We start from the raw sequence: 21513 nt of genomic DNA on the forward strand, positions 1-21513 counted from the left end.
GGGTATGACGTAACGGGAGGATGTAACGGTGGCTGTCGAACAGCAAGGCTCTGTGCCCGCCGAGGCACGGGATCAGCATGCCCAGCTGGCCGAACAGATCGAGGAGCACCGCTTCCGGTACTACGTGAACGACCAACCGGTCGTCAGCGACGCCGAGTTCGACAAGCTCCTCCGCTCGCTGGAGGCCCTGGAAGAGCAGTATTCGGAGCTGCGCACGCCCGACTCGCCCACCCAGAAGGTCGCGGGCGCGTACGAAACCGAGTTCACCTCGGTCCAGCACCGCGAGCGCATGCTCTCCCTGGACAACGCCTTCGACGACGCGGAGCTCGCCGCCTGGGCCGACCGCGTCGGCAAGGAGGTCGGCACCACCGATCACCACTTCCTGTGCGAACTGAAGGTCGACGGCCTCGCCGTGAACCTCACGTACGAGGACGGCAAGCTCACCCGCGCGGCCACCCGCGGGGACGGCCGCATCGGTGAGGACATCACTCCGAACGTCCGCACGATCGCGGACATCCCGGACCGCCTCAAGGGCGACAAGGTCCCCGCCCTCGTCGAGATCCGCGGCGAGGTCTTCTTCCCCATGGAGAAGTTCGAGGAGCTGAACGCCCGTCTGGTGGAGGCCGGCGACAAGCCCTTCGCCAACCCGCGCAACGCGGCGGCGGGTTCGCTGCGCCAGAAGGATCCGCGCGTCACGGCGACGCGTCCGCTGCACATGGTGGTGCACGGCATCGGTGCCCGCGAGGGCTTCGACATCGACTGCCTCAGCCACGCCTATGACCTCCTGCACGACTGGGGCCTGCCCACCGCCCGGCACAACAGGGTGGTCCAAGGACTCGACGGCGTACGGGACTTCATCACGTACTTCGGCGAGAACCGCCACTCCGTGGAGCACGAGATCGACGGCGTCGTCGTGAAGCTGGACGAGATCCCGCTCCAGGGCCGCCTCGGCTCCACCTCGCGGGCGCCCCGCTGGGCGATCGCCTGGAAGTACGCCCCCGAGGAGGTCAACACCAAGCTGGTGAACATCCGCGTGGGCGTCGGCCGCACCGGCCGCGTCACTCCGTACGCCCAGGTGGAGCCGGTCACCGTCGCGGGCTCCGAGGTCGAGTTCGCGACCCTGCACAACCAGGACGTGGTGAAGAAGAAGGGCGTCTTCATCGGGGACACGGTCGTCCTGCGCAAGGCGGGCGACGTCATCCCGGAGATCCTCGGCCCGGTCGTCGACCTGCGGGACGGCACCGAGCGGGAGTTCGTGATGCCCGCCGAGTGCCCCGAGTGCGGGACGGCGCTACGACCGATGAAGGAGGCCGACATCGACCTCCGCTGCCCCAATGCCCAGTCGTGCCCCGCCCAGTTGCGCGAGCGTCTTTTCTACCTCGCGGGCCGCAAGAGCCTGGACATCGAGAACTTCGGCTATGTCGCGGCGGCCGCCCTGACCAACCCCCTGGAGCCGTCCGAGCCGCCGATCCTGGACGAGGGCGACATCTTCGACCTCACCATCGACCGGCTCCTGCCCATCAAGGCGTACGTACTGGATCAGGACAGCGGGCTGCCCAAGCGGGACCCGAAATCCGGCGAGGAGAAGATCGCCACGGTCTTCGCCAACCAACAGGGCGAGGCGAAGAAGAACGCCGTATCCATGCTGGAGAACATCGCCGCGGCCAAGGAGCGCCCGCTCGCGAGGATCATCACGGGTCTCTCCATCCGCCATGTGGGCCCGGTCGCCGCGGAGGCGCTCGCCCGCGAGTTCCGGTCGATCGAGCGCATCGAACAGGCCACGGAGAAGGAACTCGCCGACGTCGAGGGCGTGGGGCCGACCATCGCCGCCTCCCTGAAGCAGTGGTTCGAGGAGGAGTGGCACCGGGAGATTCTGCGCAAGTGGCGCGCGGCCGGCGTCCGCATGGAGGAAGAGGGCGGGGGAGAGGACGAGGGGCCGCGTCCGCTCGAAGGCCTCACCGTCGTCGTGACCGGAACGCTCGAGAACCACACGCGGGATGGCGCAAAAGATGCGTTGCAGAGCCGGGGCGCAAAGGTGACCGGTTCCGTTTCGAAGAAGACAGCTTTCGTCGTAGTGGGTGACAATCCTGGATCTAAATTCGACAAGGCCATGCAGCTGAAGGTTCCGGTTCTCAACGAGGAAGGCTTCGCCGTCCTGTTGGAACAGGGACCCGACGCAGCCGCGGAAGTCGCGCTTCCGACCGAGGAGTAGCGGTTGAAGGCCACCCGTTCAGCGCATACCAGATGCATACGGGTGGCCGGGTCGCATTCGGGCAACCGTTGTGGACCGCTGCCCGTAGAAGCCTCCTGCGGCCTACTGTTGAGGTGTGCGCCTGCCGTGCCCCGCTGCGATTGGGGTATCCCCTGCTCATCGGGAGCATGGGGAAGGGGTTTCAGACGCGGCTGACTTCTGGAGCGAGTCCGCGTGGCGTGGGCACCGCCGGCTGTGAGAGGGACGGGAATGGAACCGACCGAGAGCGCCGCACCGGACTCCCGGCTGCCCGCGCGCCTGCGTCGCGGACCGGGCGCGTGGCTCAGCGCACGCAGGGCGGCACGGGAGGCAAGCGAAGCCGAGAGCAGGCTTCCCGCCGTCCCGAGCACCGCAGTTGAGCGGCGCGAACGCGCATGGAGCACCGTCGGTGCATACGGCACGCAGGAGCTCGGCGTGGGCGAGACCACGGGCGGCAGGGACACGGCGGGGTCCGGCTCCGCCCCGTCCGGCACCGAAGGCCGCCGCAAGACCCTCTGGCGCGGCCGGGAGGCACCCGACGCGGGAGACACAGCAGACGAGCGTGACCCTTGGCCAGTGCTTCCGGTTGCTGTCGTGGCGATAGCCGCGGTGGCGCTCGGCACGGGCTTCTTCCACGCGCTCACCGGACGCGACGCGCTGTTCCCCTCCGGCACGGTCGGCTGGTCCCTGGCCATCCTCACGGGACTCATCGTCGGCCACCTCGTCGCACTCGGCCGCGACCGCTGGTGGAGCGGCACCGGCTCGGGCGGCGCGCTCACCGTCGCCGTCCTCCTGCTCTACGGCTGGGTGCCCGCCGGCATGGTCAGCCTCACCGTCGTCGTCCTGGTCGGCATCGCCCGCCGCCACCGCTGGCGCCAGGGCATCCTGCACGGCGCCGTCGACATCCTCGGCATCGGCGCAGGCGCGCTCGCCATGGCCGCGTTCGGCACGGCGCCGTCGGCGCAGTCGCCCTGGCTGCCCGAGACCTGGGACCTGTACTCCGCCCCCGAAGTGGCCCTGGCCGCCATCGCCTACCTCGTCGTCACCCGCGTCCTGCTCTGGTACGTCCACGCCCCGCGCACCGGCGCCCTGCCCACGGTCACCCGCACCGCCCTGGTCAGACAGGGTCTCGTCGCCGTCGCGCTGCTCGGCATCGCCCCGCTGATCTGCGTGGTCGCCGCCTCGACCCCCGTTCTGCTCCCGCTCTTCGCGATCCCGCTCGTCGCGCTCGACTCGACGCTGTGGATCGCGCGGGCCAGGGCCGAGGAGCAGCTGCGCGACCCGCTCACCGGCCTGCCCAACCGGCAGTGGCTCCTCGAGCGGACCTGGACGGCGCTTGACGACGCCGAGCGGATCGGTGCGCGGTCCGCCCTGATGCTGATCGACATGGACCGCTTCCGTTCGGTGAACGACACCCTCGGCCATCTCGCGGGCGACCGGCTGCTCCTGCAGATCGCCGACCGGCTGCGGCTCGCCCTGCCGCGCGGTGCGGAGGCCGCACGGCTCGGCGGCGACGAGTTCGCCGTCCTGCTGCCGGTCACCGACTCCACGACGTCTGCCACCCGGGTGGCACGGTCCCTCGTCGCCGCCCTCGGCTCGCCCCTGGACCTCGACGGCCTGACGCTGGTCCTCGAGGCCAGCGCCGGGCTCTCCGTCTTCCCCGACCACGCGCTGGACGCCGAAGGCCTGTTGCAGCGGGCGGACGTCGCGATGTACCAGGCCAAGCGGGACCGCACGGGCGTCGAGGTGTACGAGTCCAAGCGGGACTCCAACACCCCCGACCGGCTCGGCCTGCTCGGCGATCTGCGCCGGGCGCTCGACGCGGGCGACGTCGAGCTGCACTACCAGCCGAAGGTCCAGTTCGACGGCCGTGTCGCGGGGCTCGAGGCGCTGGTGCGGTGGGTGCATCCCGAGCGCGGAAAAGTACCGCCGGACGAGTTCATCGCCATAGCGGAGTCGTCCGGCCTCATGCCGCACCTGACGGAGTACGTCCTGGAGACCGCGCTCGGCCAGGTGGCCAAGTGGCAGGAGCAGGGGCTCAAGGTCCCCGTCGCGGTGAACGTATCGCCGCGTGACGTGCACACCCCCGGCTTCGCGGGCGCGGTCGCGGCGCGCCTGGCCCGGCACGGGGTCCCCCCGGGAGCGCTCCAACTGGAGATAACCGAACACGTGCTCCTGGAGGACCCGCAGCGGGCCGCCGACACCCTGGCGGGCCTGACCGGCCACGGGGTCAAGATGTCGCTCGACGACTTCGGCACGGGGTACTCGTCCCTGGTGCACCTGCGGCGGCTGCCGGTGAGCGAGCTGAAGATCGATCGGTCCTTCGTCGCGCGGCTCGCGGTGGACAACGAAGACGCGGAGATCGTCCGCTGCACGGTCGACCTCGCGCACTCCCTGGGACTGCTGGTCGTGGCCGAGGGCGTGGAGGACGACGAGACGTGGGAGCGGCTGCGCGATCTCGGCTGCGACGCGGTGCAGGGCTGGCTGGTCGCCGCGGCGATGCCCGCGGACGAGACCACCGCCTGGCTGCGGGCCAGGGGCTCCCGCGGCTGGCGCAGGCCGGTGGACGTCGCCGCCGAGGAGGCGGAAGCGGCGCGCGCGGCCGCGGAGGCCGACGCGCTGAAGTAGCCGCGGGCCCGCGGGGGCGGGCACAGGGCGGGGGAGCGACCCGCCCCGGAGCGGCCGTGAACGCCGGGGGGCCGGACGCCGAAGCGCCGGACGCCGGGGCAGGGGCACAGATCCCGCAGATCCCGCAGATCCCGCAGGGGCGGGGGCACAGGTCCCGCAGATCCCGCAGATCCCGCAGGGGCGGGGGCACAGGTCCCGCAGGGGCAGGGGTGCAGATCCCGCAGGGGCGGGGGCACAGGTCCCGCAGGGGCAGGGGTGCAGCTCCCGCAGGGGCGGGGGCACAAGTCCCGCCGGGGCGGAGGCGCATATCCCGCCGGGGCGAGGGCACAGATCCCGCAGGGGCAGGGGCACAGATCCCGCCGGGGAATCCGTTTCACGTGCACGGGGTGCGGCCCCATAGGATTGGGCCACAAACCACACACTCACCCCCAGAGGATCGCCGCATGCCTGGCATTACGCGCGAGGAGGTTGCCCACCTCGCCCGCCTAGCACGTCTTGAGCTGAAGGACGAGGAGCTCGACCACTTCGCCGGACAGCTCGACGACATCATCGGCGCGGTCGCCCGCGTCTCCGAGGTCGCCGACCAAGACGTACCGCCGACCTCCCACCCGCTGCCGCTGACGAACGTCATGCGCGCGGACGAGGTCCGTCCGTCGCTCACCCCCGAGCAGGCGCTCTCCGGAGCCCCGGCCCAAGAGCAGCAGCGTTTCAAGGTGCCGCAGATCCTGGGGGAGGACTAACCGCCATGACGGACAGCAAGATCGACATCATCAGGCTCACCGCCGCCGACATCGCCGCGAAGGTCGCCTCCGGCGAGCTGACGGCCGTCGAGGTCACCGAGGCCCACCTCGCCCGCATCGAGGCCGTCGACGAGAAGGTGCACGCCTTCCTGCACGTCGACCGCGAGGGCGCCCTCGCGCAGGCCCGCGCCGTCGACGCCAAGCGCGAGAACGGCGAGAAGCTCGGCCCGCTGGCCGGCGTCCCGCTCGCGCTCAAGGACATCTTCACCACCGATGGCGTACCGACCACGGTCGGCTCCAAGATCCTCGAGGGCTGGATCCCGCCGTACGACGCGACCGTCACGCGCAAGCTGAAGGACGCCGACGTCGTCATCCTCGGCAAGACCAACATGGACGAGTTCGCCATGGGGTCCTCCACCGAGAACAGCGCGTACGGCCCCACCGGCAACCCGTGGGACCTCACCCGCATCCCCGGCGGCTCCGGCGGCGGCTCCTCCGCGGCCCTGGCGTCGTACGAGGCCCCGCTCGCCATCGGCACGGACACCGGCGGCTCCATCCGCCAGCCCGCGGCCGTCACCGGCACGGTCGGCGTCAAGCCCACCTACGGCGGCGTCTCGCGCTACGGCATGGTCGCGTTCTCGTCCTCGCTCGACCAGGGAGGTCCCTGCGCCCGTACGGTCCTGGACGCCGCGCTCCTGCACGAGGTCATCGCCGGTCACGACGAGCTCGACTCGACGTCCATCGACGCCCCGGTCCCGCCGGTCGTCGAAGCGGCCCGCAATGGCTCCGTACAGGGCATGCGGGTCGGCGTCGTCAAGCAGTTCGCGGGCGAGGGCTACCAGGCCGGTGTCGTCCAGCGCTTCCAGGAGTCCGTCGCGCTCCTCAAGGAGCTCGGCGCCGAGATCGTCGAGCTGGACTGCCCGTCCTTCGACCTGGCGCTCTCCGCGTACTACCTGATCGCGCCCTCCGAGTGCTCGTCGAACCTCGCGCGCTTCGACGCCATGCGTTACGGCCTGCGGGTCGGCGACGACGGCTCGAAGTCCGCCGAGGACGTCACCGCGCTGACCCGCGAGGCCGGCTTCGGCGACGAGGTCAAGCGCCGCGTCATCCTGGGCACGTACGCCCTGAGCTCCGGCTACTACGACGCGTACTACGGAAGCGCCCAGAAGGTCCGCACCCTGATCACGAAGGACTTCGAGAAGGCCTTCGAGCAGGTCGACGTGATCGTCTCGCCCGCGACTCCCACCACCGCCTTCCCGATCGGCGAGCGCGCCGACGACCCGATGGCGATGTACCTCGCGGACGTGTGCACCATCCCGTCGAACATGGCCGGCAACGCCGCCATGTCGCTGCCCTGCGGTCTCGCGCCGGAGGACGGCCTGCCCGTCGGACTGCAGATCATCGCCCCAGCCATGAAGGACGACCGCCTTTACAAGGTGGGAGCCGCCGTAGAGGCCGCCTTCGTGGAAAGGTGGGGTCACCCGCTGCTTGAGGAGGCACCGTCACTATGAGTCCGATGACTGCCAAGGCCAAGGGCTTCAAGAAGTCGAAGCCCGGCGCGTACCTGTCGATGGCCACCACCGCCTTCGGTGCGGTCTCCGTCGTCAAGCAGGCCAGGATGGCCCGCAAGGAGAACGACACGCTCCGTCTCGTCGACGCCGCTGTCTCCGCCGCCGCCATCGTCACCGGTCTTGCTCTGCTCTATCGCGAGCTGAAGAAGCTCGGCGACGAAGACGTCCTGCTGGGTTGAGAGGGAAAGTTTCACCGTGACTGTCACGACTGACCTGGTGTCGTACGAGGATGCCCTCGCGACGTACGACCCCGTCATGGGCCTTGAGGTCCATGTCGAGCTGGGCACCAAGACCAAGATGTTCTGCGGCTGCTCCACCGAGCTCAAGCAGGACGCCAACAGCCAGACCTGCCCGACCTGTCTCGGACTGCCCGGTGCGCTGCCGGTCGTCAACGAGATCGGCGTCGAGTCCGCCATCAAGATCGGTCTCGCGCTGAACTGCGAGATCGCCGAGTGGTGCCGTTTCGCCCGGAAGAACTACTTCTATCCGGACATGCCGAAGAACTTCCAGACCTCCCAGTACGACGAGCCGATCGCCTTCAACGGCTATCTGGACGTCCAGCTGGAGGACGGCGAGGTCTTCCGCGTGGAGATCGAGCGCGCCCACATGGAGGAGGACACCGGCAAGTCCACGCACGTGGGTGGCGCGACGGGCCGTATCCACGGCGCGTCGCACTCGCTCCTGGACTACAACCGCGCCGGTATCCCGCTCATCGAGATCGTCACCAAGCCGATCGAGGGCGCGGGCGAGCGGGCTCCCGAGGTCGCCAAGGCGTACGTCGCGGAGCTGCGCGAGGTCATCAAGGCGCTCGACGTGTCCGAGGCCCGGATGGACAAGGGCCAGATGCGCTGCGACGTGAACCTGTCCCTGCGCCCGCACGGGCGTGAGGAGTTCGGTACGCGTTCGGAGACGAAGAACGTCAACTCGCTCCGTTCCGTGGAGCGTGCGGCGCGCTTCGAGATCCAGCGGCACGCGGCCGTCCTGAACGGCGGCGGAACGATCGTCCAGGAGACCCGTCACTTCCACGAGGAGGACGGCTCCACGACGTCGGGCCGCATCAAGGACAACGCCGAGGACTACCGGTACTTCCCGGAGCCCGACCTCGTCCCCGTCGCCCCGGCCCGTACGTGGGTCGAGGAGCTGCGTGCCGGTCTCCCCGAGATGCCGCGCGTGCGCCGTAACCGCCTCCGCGAGGAGTGGGGTGTCTCGGAGCACGACATGCAGTCGATCCTGAACGCCGGTGCGGTCGACCCCATCGTCGCCACGATCGAGGCGGGCGCCGACTCGGCGGCCGCGCGCAAGTGGTGGATGGGCGAGCTGTCCCGCAACGCCAACGAGACGGGCAGGGCGCTCGACGAGCTGCCGGTCACCCCGGCGCAGGTCGCGCGCGTGGCCGAGCTGGTCACCAAGGGCGACCTGAACGACAAGCTGGCGCGCCAGGTCTTCGAGGGTGTCCTCGCGGGCGAGGGCACGCCGGACGAGGTCGTCGAGAAGCGTGGCCTGAAGGTCGTCTCGGACGAGGGCGCCCTGACGACCGCCGTGGACGAGGCGATCGCGGGCAACCCCGCCATCGCCGACAAGATCCGCAGTGGCAAGGTCGCGGCGGCCGGTGCGCTGGTCGGCGCGGTCATGAAGGCGACCCGGGGTCAGGCCGACGCGGCCCGCGTCAAGGAACTGATCCTGGAGAAGCTGGGCGTGGAGGGCTGAGGCCTTTCGCTTGTACGGCCTGAACCGCCGCTTCGCGGCGGATCTTTCCCGCCCGCCCACCCGATTGCCCTGGGGCCATCGAGTGGGCGGGCGGGGTGCTGTTCGCCCTGTCGGACCATCGCAAGCCCCGGGCCACGGAGCCTCCCCTGAACACCGTCACCGCCGAGATCCTCTCCGTCGGCCTGCTTCTCGCCGTGCTCGCGTTCGCCGTCGTACGGCCCAAGAAGTGGTCCGAGGCCGCCGCCGCGCTGCCCGCCGCCGGGCTTGTCGTGGGGCTCGGGGCCGTCTCGCCGGAGCACGCGCTCGCCGAGGTCCGGAGCCTGCTGCCCGTGGTGGGTTTCCTGGCCGCCGTCCTCGTGCTCGCGCAACTCTGCGCGGACGACGGGCTCTTCGCCGCCGCCGGTGATCTCGTCGCCCGTATCTGCGGCGGACGGACCCGGGCGCTTCTCGGCGGGGTTTTCGGGGTGGCCGCGGCGATCACCGCCGTGCTCAGCCTCGACGCCACCGTCGTCCTGCTCACCCCGGTCGTCTTCGCCACCGCCGCCCGCGTCGGCGCCAGGCCCCGCCCGCACGTCTACGCCACCGCGCATCTCGCCAACTCGGCGTCGCTCCTGCTGCCCGTCTCCAACCTCACCAACCTCCTCGCCCTCACCGCCAGTGGTCTCACCTTCACCCGGTTCGCGTTCCTGATGGCGTTGCCGTGGCTGGTGGCGATCGGCATCGAGTATGTGGCGTTCAGGCGGTACTTCGAGGCCGACCTGGACGCGGGCGCCGAGGAGCCCGAGGAGGTCGAGCCGACCCCCGTACCGGTCTTCACGCTGGTCGTCCTCGGTCTCACCCTCGCCGGCTTCGTCGTCACCTCGCTGGCCGGAGCCGAACCCCTGTGGGCGGCCCTCGCCGGAGCCGCGGTGCTCGCGGTCCGGGCGCTGCTGCAAAAACGTACGACCGCCACCGGAATCGTCCGCTCCGCGAGCCCGCTGTTCTGTCTGTTCGTGCTCGCGCTCGGCATCGTCGTCAAGGCGGTCGTCGACAACGGCCTCGGTTCCGGGATCGAGTGGATCCTGCCGGACGGCGCCTCGCTGCCCGCCCTGCTCGCGATCGCGGGCCTCGCCGCCGTGCTCGCCAACCTGATCAACAACCTGCCCGCGATCCTCGCCCTGCTGCCCGCCGTCGCCCCCGCGGGCCCGGGTCCCGTCCTGGCGGCCCTGATCGGCGTCAACATCGGCCCGAACCTGACGTACGTCGGCTCGCTCGCCACCCTGCTCTGGCGCCGCATCCTGCACGACCACGGCACGGACGCCGACCTGCGGACGTTCACCGTGCTCGGCGTCCTGACCGTGCCCCTCACGCTCGCGGCATCGACCCTCGCGCTGTGGGCGGGGCTGCTGATCGGCTGACCGCGCCGGGCCACCCGTACCCGGGCGGCTCCGTTCACGCCGACTTCGTCCCCAAGTCTTCACACGGATACCGGACTTCACTAGCGTCCCGGCGAGCAGGTCAATGGATCAGCAGAGAACCATTGGCCGTCGACTGGAGGTCGTACGTGTCCCCGGAGATATCACGCAGGCGGCTGATGGCGGTCGGCGGAGGCGCGCTCGGCGCCGCCGCCGTCGGATCCTTCCTGCCGCCCTCGCTGCAGCAGGCACTGGCACAGGACCGGCACAAACCCGGCAGCGGCGGGCTCGACTCGATCGAGCACGTCGTCATCCTGATGCAGGAGAACAGGTCCTTCGACCACTACTTCGGCGCCCTGCGCGGCGTACGCGGCTTCGGCGACCGCAACGCCGTCCGGCTCCCCGGCGGGAAGTCCGTGTTCGAGCAGCCGGCCGCTCTCGGCACCGTCCTGCCCTTCCCCGTCCGCGAGGCCGCCGCCGCGCAGAAGAAGGACCTGCAGTACATCGGCGCCCTCGACCACTCCTGGAGCGGCGGCGCCAAGGCCTGGCACGACGGCTGGTCGGACGGCTGGATCACCGCCAAGACCGCGGCGACGATGGCGTACTACACGCGCGAGGACATCCCGCTGCACTACGAACTCGCCGACACCTTCACCGTCTGCGACGCCTACCACTCCTCCGTCCACACCTCCACCAGCCCCAACCGCAACCACCTGTGGAGCGGCAAGACGGGCTACGAGGCGAACGGCAAGCGCGCCGTCGGCAACGACGCGTACGACGAGGGCAAGCACCCCGGCTACGACTGGGGGACGTACGCCGAGCGCCTGGAGAAGGCGGGCGTGAGCTGGCAGACGTACACCGAGTGGGAGAACTTCACCGACAACCAGATCGAATTCTTCACTACCTTCAAGGCCATCGCCCGCAAGGTCCTCGCCAAGACCGGCCTCACCTACATGGAGGCCTTCTACGCCAAGGTCCGCGACGCCAAGGACGAGGCCGAGCGCGCGAAGCTGCTCGCCACCCTGGAGGAGGGTGTCGCCACCCTCACCAAGGCGGAGAAGTCGCTGTTCGAGCGCGGCCTGCGGCGCGTGCCCACCGGCAAGCTCGCCGAGGAGTTCGCCAAGGACGTCGCCGGCGGCAAGCTGGCCAAGGTCAGCTATCTGGTGCCGTCCGCCCTCGACTCCGAGCACCCCAGCGTCTCGTCGCCCATCCACAGCGCGACCATCGTCTACAAGGTCCTCGACGCCCTCGCCTCGCACCCCGAGGTCTGGCGCCGCACCGCCGTCTTCATCAACTACGACGAGAACGACGGCTTCTTCGACCACGTCCCGCCGCCCGTCCCCGGCACCGACTCGCCCGAGGACCAGGAGGAGCGCTGGGAGGGGAAGCCGACCGGCCTCGGCGTGCGCGTCCCCATGCTCGTCGTCTCGCCCTGGACCGTCGGCGGCTACGTCACCTCCGAAGTCTTCGACCACACCTCCGTCGTGCGCTTCCTGGAGAAGTGGACCGGCGTCCGCGAGCCCAACATCAGCGCCTGGCGCCGCAAGGTCACCGGCGACCTCACCGGAGCCTTCGACTTCCGGCGCGGCCACCGGCAGCCCGACGTCGAGCAGCCCGGCGCCATCCCGGAGTTCAGCGGCCGCTGGTCCCCGCAGCCGCCCCCGAAGCAGTCCATGCCGGTCCAGGAGCCCGGCACCCGCCGCGCCCGCCCGCTGCCCTACCAGCCCGACGCGTACGTCAAGCCGGGCGAGAGCGGCGCTCTCTCGGTGCGGCTGGGCAACGGCGGCCGCTCCAGCGCGCACTTCGCGCTCTACCCGTACGCCGGAGAGTTCCCGGCCCCCCAGCACCAGGACGTCGTCCGCGAGGGCTCCTGGACCGTCCCGGTGGCCAAGGACGCGTACGACTTCACGATCACGGGGCCGAACGGCTTCCGGCGCGAGTTCGCGGGCGGCAGGGACGGCAAGGCGCAGGTCGCCTCCGCGATCACCCGCCGTGAGATCCATGTGACGCTGGCCAATCGGGGCCGCAAGGAACTCGTCTTCACCGTCGAGCCGGTCGGCTATGTGGCCCAGCGGCACGTCAGGTCGCGTACGCGGATCGTCCGCGTCAAGGCGGGCAGCAGCCGCACGATCGCCTGGCACACGGACGACGAACACGGCTGGTACGACGTTCAGGTGACCGCGGCGGGCGAACCTGCTTTCCGGCGCCGCCTGATGGGGCACATAGAGAACGGACGCGCGAGCGTGTCGGGCTGAATCCCCGGTTCTGAGGGTGTGCGAGGTCCCGACGGGGCCTCGCACACCCTTATGTGAACTTGTGAGGAAAGCCACGAACGGGACCAATGATCTCCAGGTGCTGCCAAAGTACTTCCGGAGTACTTACGACGCATATGTCGTCGCTCAAGCGTTCTTTGCGGGCTGTTCATCTCATTCAAGACGGTTCCCGGTAAAGATCTACGAACCAGAACAGGGAGCCAGTCAGTGGCAGCAGTCGCACGGTGGTGTCTCAAGCATCGCCTCCTGGCCGTACTGCTCTGGCTGTTCGCACTCGGCGGCGCCGCGAGCGCCGCGGCCGTCGCCGGATCCGCGTACTCGAACGACTACGACGTGCCGGGCACCGAGTCCGGCCGCGCGACCCAGCTCCTGAACGCAGGCTTCGAAGGCCTCGGCGGCGACAGCAACACCGTCGTCTGGCGGACCGAGGCGGATACGACCGTCCGCGCGGCCGACATCGAGCAGACGATGTCCGACACCCTCGACCGCATCGAGGACCTGCCCGCGGTCGCCTCCGTCAGCAGCCCGTACGGGAAGCACGGCGCCGCACAGATCAGCGGCGACGCGCGCATCGCGTACGCGACCGTCACCTTCCACGAGCAGGCCGACGCCATCGGCAAGGCGGACGCCCGGGCCCTCGTCGACACCGCGAAGGCCGCCGACTCGGACCACCTGGAGGTCGAACTCGGCGGCAGCGCCGTCGCCCTCACCGAGTCCAAGAGCGCGCAGACCGCCGAGATCGTCGGGGTCGCCGTCGCCGCCGTCGTGCTCTTCCTCGCCTTCGGCTCGCTCGCCGCATCGATGCTGCCCATCGCCACGGCGCTGGTGTCGGTCGGCACGGCGTACGCGGGCATCGTGCTGCTCGGGCACCTCATGACCGTCGCGGACTTCGCGCCGATGCTGGGCACCCTGATCGGGCTCGGCGTCGGCATCGACTACGCGCTGTTCATCGTGACCAGACACCGCAAGGGCCTCAAGCAGGGCCTGCCGGTGGCCGTCGCCGCCGAGCGCGCGGTCGCCACCACCGGGCGCGCGGTCGTCTTCGCGGGCGCCACCGTGTGCATCGCGCTGCTCGGGATGCTCATCCTGCGGCTCAGCTTCCTCAACGGCGTCGCGATCGCCGGGTCGCTGACCGTGCTCCTCACGGTCGCCGCGTCGGTGACCCTGCTCCCCGCGCTCCTGTCCTGGATCGGCCCGCGCGCCCTCAGCCGCCGCGAACGGCGCGCGCTCGCCGAACACGGACCGGCCCCGGAGGTGCCCACCGGGCTCGCCGCGCGCTGGTCCGCCTTCGTCGAGCGGCACCCGAAGCTCCTCGGCGGTGTCGCCGTCGCCGTGATGGCGGTGCTCGCCCTGCCCACCCTCTCCCTGCATCTGGGCACGTCCGATCAGGGCAACAACCCGGCGACGGCCACCACCCGGCAGGCCTACGACCTCCTCGCGGACGGCTTCGGCCCCGGCGTCAACGGCCCGCTCACGCTCGTCACCCCCGTCGACGGAGCGGGCGACCGGCTCGCCCTCACCAACCTCGGCCCGGTGCTCGAATCGACGAAGGGCGTCGCCTCCGTCAGCCCCGTCACGTACGACGCCGACGGCACGACCGCCCACATCACCGTCGTACCGGCCTCCTCCCCCCAGTCCGAGCGGACCAGCGAGCTCGTCGACCGGCTGCGCGACGACGTGCTCCCCAGGGCCGAGGCCGACACCTCCCTCGACCTGTACGTCGGCGGCGTCACGGCGAGCTACGACGACTTCGCGGAGATCATCGTCGGCAAGCTGCCGCTCTTCGTGGGCGTGGTCATCGCCCTCGGCTGCGTCCTGCTGCTCCTCGCCTTCCGGTCCGTCGGCATCCCCCTGAAGGCCGCCGCGATGAACGTGGCGGCGGTGGCGTCGGCCTTCGGGATCGTCGTCGCGATCTTCCAGTGGGGCTGGGGGAGCGAGCTGCTCGGCCTCGGCTCGGCAGGGCCGATCGAGCCCTTCCTGCCCGTGATCATGGTGTCCGTCCTCTTCGGGCTCTCCATGGACTACCAGGTCTTCCTGGTCAGCCGGATGTACGAGGAATGGCTGGAGACGGGCGACAACCGGCGGGCCGTACGGGTCGGCCTGGCCGAGACGAGCCGAGTGATCAACTCCGCGGCCGTCATCATGATCTCGGTCTTCCTCGCCTTCGTCCTGAGCGGCGACCGGGTCATCGCGATGTTCGGCATCGGTCTCGCCGCCGCGGTCGCGCTCGACGCGTTCGTCCTGCGTACGCTCCTGGTCCCGGCCCTGATGCACATGCTGGGCGGCGCCAACTGGTGGCTGCCGCGCGGCCTCGACCGTCTGCTGCCGCGCGTCAGCATCGAGCCGCCGGAAACTCGTTCGAGCGAAACCGCCGCGAGTGCGAGGATCCCGGCACAAGACCCGGACGGACTGAAGGAGCGGGATGTTCGCGATATCGCTGGGCGAGGGCGCTGAACTGCGGCCCATCGAGCCGTGGCAGGCGGAGGAGTTCCTCGCGCACGTCGATCGTGCGCGGGAGTACGCGGGGCCGTGGGTACCCCTGACCGTCCTTGCGAAGGACCTCGATTCGGCTCGCGAGCGGCTCCAGGTGTTCGCCGACAAGCAGGCCGCCGACACGGGCCGCCTGTACGGCATCTGGCTGGACGGCACGCTCGTCGGCGGAGTGCTCTTCCGGATCTTCGACACGGCCACGGAGAGCTGCGAGGTCGGTGTCTGGCTGGAGCCTTCGGCCGCCGGGCGCGGTCTGATCACCCGGGCGAGCCGGGTCCTCATCGACTGGGCGGTGGACGAGCGCGGCATGCACCGCGTGGAGTGGCTGGTCTCCTCGGCGAACGCCCGCAGCAAGGCGGTGGCCGAGCGGCTCGGGATGACGAAGGACGGCGTGCTGCGGGAGAGCTTCCCCTGGCAGGGCGTGCGGCACGACATGGAGGTCTGGTCGGTGCTCGCGCCGGAGTGGCGCAAGGCGCGTGAGGCGCGTGAGGCCGCGGGCGGCGCGGGCTCTGCGGCTCGTTAAGAAACCTCTCAGACTCCGTCCGTACGGTGCGGAGCATGGGAACTAAGACAGAGGACGAAGCCGCGGCCAAGGCGGCCGCTAAGCCCGCAGAGCCCGAGGCCGTGGACAGCGCGGACACCGCGGACGGCACCGGGGCGGACGCCGTCAAGGTGGAGAAGAGCGCCGATGTCGAGGACGCCGCCACCCCGGCCGACCGTGCGGCCGACCACCCCGACGACGCCGATGAGCTTGTCGTCGTCGAGGAGGTCGCTCCGGCGAAGTCCGGCGGCGTGTTCCAGGGTGCCGCGGCCGTCGTCTCCGCCGCGCTCGGTGTGATCGGCCTCTCCGGCGGCTGGCTCGGCACGGTCGCCGCGGACCGCTCGAACATCGTCGGTCAGCTGGAGATGCAGAAGAAGCCGTCGACCGCCATCGCCGACCAGATCCAGGCCTTGTACGGCGACTCCTGGCAGATCACGGCGCTGATCGCTGGCGCCTTCGCGCTCGCCGCGTTGGTCGTCGGGTTCATCGTCCTGGTCCGGCCCGCGTTCGGCGCGCCCGGCCAGGCGCAGGCGTCGTGGATCAAGTCGGTGGCCTGGGCGGGTGTCTCCCTGGGCGTCATCGGCCTGCTGCTCGCCATCGCCAAGTACTCGGACCTGATCTACGGGCTGCCGTCGGCGAGTTGACGCGGGCGGGGTACACGCGGAGCGAAGTACTCGGAGCGAAGTACTCGGAGCGCCGGTGGGGCTGGATCTTCAGCCGCGCCGGCGCTTTCGTGCGCGCCGGGCACGCCTCAGATGCCTCATGGCTCCTTAGGCGGCCCCAGGCGGCCTTAGGGGGCCTTAGGCGGAGGGCGGAAGCCTAGGCCGCACCCTGCCGCCCGCCTAAGGCCCCCCACCCCCTCAAGATGCGGCACTCTCCCGATGTGCCGACCCTCCCTGGCGGACGAAAGTAGAGGCATCGCAAGAAGCCGCCAGCCGCAAGGCAGAGTCCAGGGAGTTCACGCATGTTCGAATACGAAATGCACCAGCTGCGCGCCGCCGACCTGGCCCGCGAGGCCGACCGCCGCCGCCTCCTGCGCGAGGCCCGGGAGGCCAAGGCGGCCCGCCGCGAGCGCCGTTCGGCCCACCACGAAACCGGAGGGCGGGTGAGTACCGGCCAGCGGAGGTTCCGCTTCACCCGGACCGCGTGATGGACACGGCGGCGCACGCCGGGCCCACCGGGATATCCGCTGCCGCCGGGCCCGCACCCTGTGCGATGCTCACCGCTGTGGAGACCAGGTCCGTAAGCCCCGTGTTCGTCGGCCGATCCGACGAGTTGGGCGTACTGAACGACGCACTCGCCCGTGCCAGGGGGACCGCCCCCGGCACGGGCGAGCCGCAGGCGTTGCTGCTCGGCGGCGAGGCCGGCGTCGGAAAGACCCGCCTCATCGAGGAGTTCACCGCCGCGGCCCGCGCCGAAGGTGCCGTCGTCGCGCTCGGCGGCTGTGTCGAGATCGGCGCGGAAGGCCTGCCCTTCGCCCCCTTCTCCAGCGCCCTGCGCTCCCTGCGCCGCCAGCTCCCCGACGAGGTGGACGCGGCGGCGGCCGACCAGGAGGGCGAGCTCGCCAGGCTCCTGCCCGAACTGGGCGAGGCGCCGCAGCGCCGCCGGGGCACCGACGCCCAGCACGACGAGGAAGGCATGGCCCGCCTCTTCGAGCTGACCGTCCGCCTCCTGGAGCGCCTCGCCGCCGAGCGCCCGGTGGTCGTCGCCCTGGAGGATCTGCACTGGGCCGACGCCTCGACCCGCCACCTCCTCTCCTACCTCTTCCGTACGCTGCGCAGCGGCAGCCTCGTCGTCGTCGCGACCTTCCGTGCCGACGACATCCACCGCCGCCACCCGCTGCGTCCGCTCCTCGCCGAGCTCGACCGCCTGCGCACGGTGCGGCGCATCGAACTGTCCCGCTTCAGCAAGGGCGAAGTGGGACAGCAGATGGCGGGGATCCTCAGCGCCGAGCCCGCGCAGTCCCTGGTGGACGACATCTTCGAACGCTCGGACGGCAACGCCTTCTTCGTCGAGGAACTCGCGGTCGCCTCGCACGGCGGCAGCTGCGCGAGCCTCACCGACTCGCTGCGCGATCTCCTGCTCGTACGCGTCGAGGAACTGCCCGAGGACGGCCAGCGGGTGGCCAAGATCGTCGCCGAGGGCGGATCGACCGTGGAGTACCGGCTGCTCGCCGCGGTCGCGGGGCTCGCGGAGGACGATCTGATCGAGGCGCTGCGGGCCGCCGTCGGCGCCAACATCCTGCTGCCGTCACCCGACGGCGACGGCTACCGCTTCCGGCACTCCCTCGTGCGCGAGGCCGTCGGCGACGACCTGCTGCCCGGTGAGCGCTCGCGGATCAGCCGCCGCTTCGCCATGGCCCTGGAGGCCGATCCCTCGCTCGTCCCCGACGACCAGCGCGCCACCCGCCTCGCCAGCTACTGGTACCACGCGCACGACGCGGCGAAGGCGCTCCCCGCCGTCCTGCGGGCGTCCGTCGAGGCGCGCAGCCGCTATGCGTACTCCGAGCAACTGCGCCTTCTGGAACGGGCGATGGAGCTGTGGGAAGGCGCCCCCGAAGACGTACGCCGCGAACTGCGCCCCCTGGACTACGCCGAGGCCTATCCTCCGCCGCTGCCTGAAGGGCGTGGGGGGACCCCCGGCGGCGGCGAAGCCGAGTCCGCCCCGCTGAACTACCTCGACCTCATGGCGGAGGCCGCCGTCGCCGGACGCCTCTGCGGTGAGCGGGAACGCGCCATGAAGATCACCAAGCGTGCGCTGCGTGAACTCGGGGACGGCGACCCGCTGCGCGCCGCCTGGTTCTGGATCCAGCGCTCCCGGCTCACCTCGACGCTCGCGCGCGGTGACGGCTGGGCGGAGATCGCCACGGCCCAGGAGCTGGTCCGCGGCCTCCCGCCGTCCGAGGTGCACGCCGAGGTCCTCATGAACGTCGCCTCGTGGGGCATGCTCCACAACCCCGGCGAGGAGACCATCGCGGCGGCCGAGCGCGCCGTCGAGTACGCCCGGATGGTCAAGGCCGAGGAGACCGAACTCAACGCCCGGCTCATCCTCGGCGGCCTCCTCGCCGACGCGGGCGACGTCGAGCACGGCCTCGCGGAGATGTACGCGGTCAGGGACCGCTGCCTGGCACCGCCCGGCCTCGTCTCCCGCATCCCGCACATCCACATCAACCTGCCCTCCGTGCTCGAAGGCGCGGGCCGCTCCGCCGAGTCCCTGGAGGTCAGCGACCAGGGCCTCGCGCTCTGCCGCAAGTACGGACTCACGGACGCCGAGAGCTGGATCCAGGTCAACACGGCGGAGACCCTCATATCCCTCGGCCGTTGGGACGAGGCGGTCGCCGCCGCCGAGGCGGCCCGCCGCGGCGCGCTCAGCGTCAAGCCGCGGGGCGGCGCCGCCCTGCAACTCACCTGCGTCGCCATCGGCCGCGGCGACCGGCCCGAGGCCGCCGCCCAGCTGGCAACGGCCCGCGGCCACTACGGCTCGCACGACCTCATGCCGCAGTACACCCTGCCCCTCGTCACCGCCGCCCTCGGCATCGCGGCCGCCGACCCCGACCGCGCGGCCGGTGTCGCAGCCGTGCGCGCCGAGCTCGAAGCGGCCCTCGCCACAGGCTTCCCGCCCGGCACCCAGCGCTACACCTGGCCCCTGCTGCTCGCCGCCGCCGTCTCGGAGGCCGACGCGCGGGGCCTGCCCGCCGCCGAGCCCGGCCGGTCCGAGGTCGTCGACAGCATCCGGCGCGCCGCCGGGAAGCTCCCTTCGCCCGTACCGGTCTGGGTCGCCCACGAGCAGTGGGTCCGCGCGGAACTCCTGCGTGCCGAGGACCGCGACACCCCCGCCGACTGGTCCGCGGCGGTCGCGGCCTTCGAACCCCTCGACCGCCCCTACGACCTCGCCCGCACCCGTCTGCGCCTCGCCGAGTCCCTCCTCACGACGGCCGCGACCGCTTCCGGCGCGGACGCCGAGGCGGACCGTGAGCGCGCCGCCGGTCTGCTGCGCCGGGCCGGCGAGGTCGCCGAGCGCCTCGGTGCCCGGCCCCTCGCCGACGCCGTCGCGCAGCTCGCCCGGCGCGCCCGCCTCTCCCTGGACATCTGCGACCCCAAGAGCGCCCGCCTCGCCCCGGTCGACCCCGCCGAGGCGCTCGGCCTGACCAGCCGGGAGCGTGACGTGCTCCGCCGCGTCGCCGCCGGCCGCAGCAACCGCCAGATAGCCGAGGAACTGTTCATCTCCCCGAAGACGGCGAGCGTCCACGTCTCCAACATCCTCGCCAAGCTGGGCGTCGCGGGCCGGGGCGAGGCGGCGGCCCTGGCCCACCGCCTGCGCCTGTTCCCCGCGGAGCCCGCCGAGGCCACCGGCTGACCAACCGCTGACCAACCGGCTGACCTGCGGTTTTCCGGCCCCAGCGGGTTTCGGAAGGGCTCGCTTACGCTTGGAGGGAGGAACCCGGCCGCCAGGAGGCGCAGTGTTCAACCCGATCGAGCTTTTCCAGCCCGGCCGCAAACACACGGACGACGAGCAGAAGCGGTTGGAGCTGAGCCGGGTAGACGTGGCCGACGGCGACCCCGGCCGCGGCCCGATAGACCTCACTTCCGGCAAGGTGGTGGTGCGGGTGCCGCAGCAGGCGACGTCCGGACCCGAGCCGGAGCCCGAGCTGCCCGACACCGAGCCCGATCAGGCGGCGGACGCGACGCCCGGGACTCCGCCTCAGCCCGGCACGTAGCCGCAGGCGGCAGCCGCCACCCCCCCCGAGGCCCTACTTCACCGTCACCTCAAGGATCTTGTCGTCCCCCTTCTCCGGGGTGCCACGGGAGTCCGTTTCGTTCGTCACCACCCACAGCTTGTCCCCGCCCGCGGCGAGAACCGTGCGCAGGCGCCCGTGCTCGCCCTCCAGGAATGCCCGAGGCTCCGCCGTGCCGTCCACGCCGCGCACCGGAATGCGCCACAGCCGCTCGCCGCGCAGGCCCGCCATCCAGACCGAACCCTCGGCGTAGGCGATGCCGCTGGGAGAGGCGTCCGAGGTCTTCCACTGGGCCACCGGGTCGTGGAAGCCCTCCTCGTCGCCCTTGCCCTCCACCTCCGGCCAGCCGTAGTTGTCGCCGGCCTTGATCTCGTTCAGTTCGTCCCAGGTGTCCTGGCCGAACTCCGCCGCCCAGAGCCGCTTCTCCTCGTCCCAGGCCAGGCCCTGCACATTGCGGTGGCCGTACGAATAGACGGGGGAGTCGTCGAAGGGGTTGCCGGGGGCCGGGTCGCCGTCCGCGGTCAGGCGCAGGATCTTGCCGCCGAGCGACTTCTTGTCCTGGGCCAGGCCGGTGTCACCCGTCTCGCCCGTGCCCGCGTACAGCATCTTGTCCGGGCCGAAGGCGATCCGGCCGCCGTTGTGGACGACCCCCTTGGGGATGTCCTTGAAGACCGTGTCGGGTGCGCCCAGCTGCTGTCCCGAGGGCTTCTTCTCGTCGTACAGCATGCGGGCGATGCGGTTGTCCGACTCGGTGGTGAAGTACGCGTAGACCATGTGGTCCGACGCGTACGAAGGAGAGAGCGCGAGGCCCATCAGGCCGCCCTCGCCCGCGGGGGAGACGCCGGGGACCGAGCCCAGTTCGGTCTTCTTGCCCGTCTCGCCGTCGACCCGGGTGATGGTCCCCTCGTCGCGGGAGGACACCAGCAGGTCCCCGCCGGGGAGCGGCGCGAGGCCCCACGGCGACTTCAAGTTCTCGGTCAGTGTCTTGGTGACCTTCGCCGAGCCCTTCTCGGGCGGGGCGTCGCCGGCGCGCGGCTTGCCCGAGGACTTGTCCGATGGCGCGGGGCGGGACTCGGCGCTCTTCGCGTTGTCCGGTGCGTCCGAGCCGCCGGACGAGCAACCGGCCGTGAGCACTAGGGCGGCGGCAGCCAATGCGGCTGTTACAGCGGGTCGTTGCACGATCTGGTTCCCTTCGACGCAGCGC

The 21513-nt window shown here is 71.1% G+C and carries 15 protein-coding genes; 14 read left to right on the plus strand and 1 reads right to left on the minus strand.

The window, feature by feature from the left end; translation table 11 throughout:
* Nucleotides 1-28 precede the first annotated feature (28 nt).
* The 14 genes from ligA (at nt 29) to IE226_RS32670 (ending at nt 20291) form a co-directional block, all read left to right on the plus strand.
* The gene (ligA, locus tag IE226_RS32605) at nt 29-2212 is read left to right on the plus strand and encodes an NAD-dependent DNA ligase LigA (protein WP_190085034.1); all 2184 of its coding nucleotides are present in this window, start codon (nt 29-31) and stop codon (nt 2210-2212) included.
* Nucleotides 2213-2461: 249 nt separating this feature from the next.
* On the plus strand, nt 2462-4858 hold the full coding sequence (locus tag IE226_RS32610; RefSeq protein WP_190085035.1) for a putative bifunctional diguanylate cyclase/phosphodiesterase: 2397 nt from the start codon (nt 2462-2464) through the stop codon (nt 4856-4858).
* Nucleotides 4859-5301: 443 nt separating this feature from the next.
* On the plus strand, nt 5302-5598 hold the full coding sequence (gene gatC / locus IE226_RS32615) for an Asp-tRNA(Asn)/Glu-tRNA(Gln) amidotransferase subunit GatC (RefSeq protein ID WP_016642027.1): 297 nt from the start codon (nt 5302-5304) through the stop codon (nt 5596-5598).
* 5 nt (nt 5599-5603) lie between these two features.
* The gene (gene gatA, locus IE226_RS32620) at nt 5604-7109 is read left to right on the plus strand and encodes an Asp-tRNA(Asn)/Glu-tRNA(Gln) amidotransferase subunit GatA (protein ID WP_190085036.1); all 1506 of its coding nucleotides are present in this window, start codon (nt 5604-5606) and stop codon (nt 7107-7109) included.
* Complete coding sequence (locus IE226_RS32625) at nt 7106-7348, plus strand: hypothetical protein (RefSeq protein WP_190085037.1); 243 nt, start codon at nt 7106-7108, stop codon at nt 7346-7348. Before gatA ends, IE226_RS32625 begins: the two co-directional genes overlap by 4 nt.
* Before the next feature lie 16 nt (nt 7349-7364).
* On the plus strand, nt 7365-8876 hold the full coding sequence (gatB, locus tag IE226_RS32630; RefSeq protein ID WP_190085038.1) for an Asp-tRNA(Asn)/Glu-tRNA(Gln) amidotransferase subunit GatB: 1512 nt from the start codon (nt 7365-7367) through the stop codon (nt 8874-8876).
* A 107-nt stretch (nt 8877-8983) separates the two neighbouring features.
* Nucleotides 8984-10273: an SLC13 family permease gene (locus IE226_RS32635; RefSeq protein ID WP_373307083.1), complete on the plus strand. Its 1290-nt coding sequence runs from the start codon at nt 8984-8986 to the stop codon at nt 10271-10273.
* Between the two features lie 146 nt (nt 10274-10419).
* Nucleotides 10420-12525: a phosphocholine-specific phospholipase C gene (locus IE226_RS32640; protein ID WP_190085039.1), complete on the plus strand. Its 2106-nt coding sequence runs from the start codon at nt 10420-10422 to the stop codon at nt 12523-12525.
* Between the two features lie 225 nt (nt 12526-12750).
* A complete protein-coding gene (locus tag IE226_RS32645) occupies nt 12751-14997 on the plus strand; it encodes an MMPL family transporter (protein WP_190085040.1) in 2247 nt (748 codons plus the stop codon).
* Nucleotides 14966-15556, plus strand: coding sequence for a GNAT family N-acetyltransferase (locus IE226_RS32650; protein WP_190085041.1), 591 nt, complete (start codon nt 14966-14968; stop codon nt 15554-15556). Before IE226_RS32645 ends, IE226_RS32650 begins: the two co-directional genes overlap by 32 nt.
* A 35-nt stretch (nt 15557-15591) precedes the next feature.
* On the plus strand, nt 15592-16218 hold the full coding sequence (locus tag IE226_RS32655) for a hypothetical protein (protein WP_190085042.1): 627 nt from the start codon (nt 15592-15594) through the stop codon (nt 16216-16218).
* 320 nt (nt 16219-16538) lie between these two features.
* Nucleotides 16539-16724 (plus strand): hypothetical protein, encoded by a 186-nt coding sequence (locus IE226_RS32660; protein WP_190085043.1) that lies wholly within the window; start codon nt 16539-16541, stop codon nt 16722-16724.
* 65 nt (nt 16725-16789) lie between these two features.
* Nucleotides 16790-19930: a helix-turn-helix transcriptional regulator gene (locus IE226_RS32665; protein ID WP_190085044.1), complete on the plus strand. Its 3141-nt coding sequence runs from the start codon at nt 16790-16792 to the stop codon at nt 19928-19930.
* A gap of 103 nt (nt 19931-20033) precedes the next feature.
* Nucleotides 20034-20291: a DUF6191 domain-containing protein gene (locus IE226_RS32670; RefSeq protein ID WP_190085045.1), complete on the plus strand. Its 258-nt coding sequence runs from the start codon at nt 20034-20036 to the stop codon at nt 20289-20291.
* A gap of 33 nt (nt 20292-20324) precedes the next feature.
* On the opposite strand, the gene IE226_RS32675 is transcribed toward IE226_RS32670, so the two are convergent.
* Nucleotides 20325-21488 (minus strand): PQQ-dependent sugar dehydrogenase, encoded by a 1164-nt coding sequence (locus IE226_RS32675; RefSeq protein WP_229871661.1) that lies wholly within the window; start codon nt 21486-21488, stop codon nt 20325-20327.
* Nucleotides 21489-21513 lie beyond the last annotated feature (25 nt).

Origin of the sequence: Streptomyces longisporoflavus, assembly GCF_014649775.1 — a bacterium.
In the GTDB taxonomy this organism is placed as follows: Bacteria; Actinomycetota; Actinomycetes; order Streptomycetales; family Streptomycetaceae; genus Streptomyces; species Streptomyces longisporoflavus.